This window comes from Chryseobacterium sp. DT-167, assembly GCF_058310155.1.
Genome location: NZ_JBZEEQ010000096.1, coordinates 1 through 589, shown reverse-complemented (window position 1 = coordinate 589; position 589 = coordinate 1). Strand labels below are relative to the sequence as shown.

Here is a 589-nt window from a genome sequence, read left to right as displayed (position 1 = left end):
AGTCGACCGTGTCACCGTCGATATGTTCTCGCGCTCCGGGCTCGCGCTGATGGACGCGCACGGATTCGTTGTTGCACGGCCGTCCCTCCTCGAGCGGATACTTCCGGGCGAGCTATGCGGGCCAGCGGAACTGACCGGGACCCCGACACACCTGAGAGCCGCACTGATCGCCATTCACGAGATCCCTGTCGTGGGCTTAAAGGCGTTCGCCCAAGGTCATCTCGTCACCGAGGTGTACGACTTGAGCTGGGACTCCATGATCGTCAATGCGGTAACCGTTGAGGACCTTCCGCGTCTGACCTACTACGGAGAAGCAGAGGATCGATCGTGACCATCGATCAAGGAATCTCAGCCTAGCGAGCCGGTTGACGAATAGCTTCGACGTTGTCGATGTTCGTGCGTAATCTCGATGAAGCAGCGAAAGGACCGACGCGATGCACGGGGACGCGCACACCGGCCGTCCGCATCGGTACTGTCGAGCGGGGAGAGTCAGGACGGAGACGGGCGATGGCGGGCACGACCGCAGCATCGGAGCATGTGGACCGGGTCGTCGCGCTCTTCGAGGCGCGCGACTGGGAGGGGCTCGCCG

General features: G+C 62.8%; 1 protein-coding gene. It reads left to right on the top strand.

The window, feature by feature from the left end; all coding sequences use genetic code 11:
* A partial coding sequence (locus tag AC4FQ5_RS19955) for a hypothetical protein (RefSeq protein ID WP_491146403.1) occupies window positions 1-331 on the top strand: 331 nt, incomplete at its 5' end.
* Window positions 332-589 lie beyond the last annotated feature (258 nt).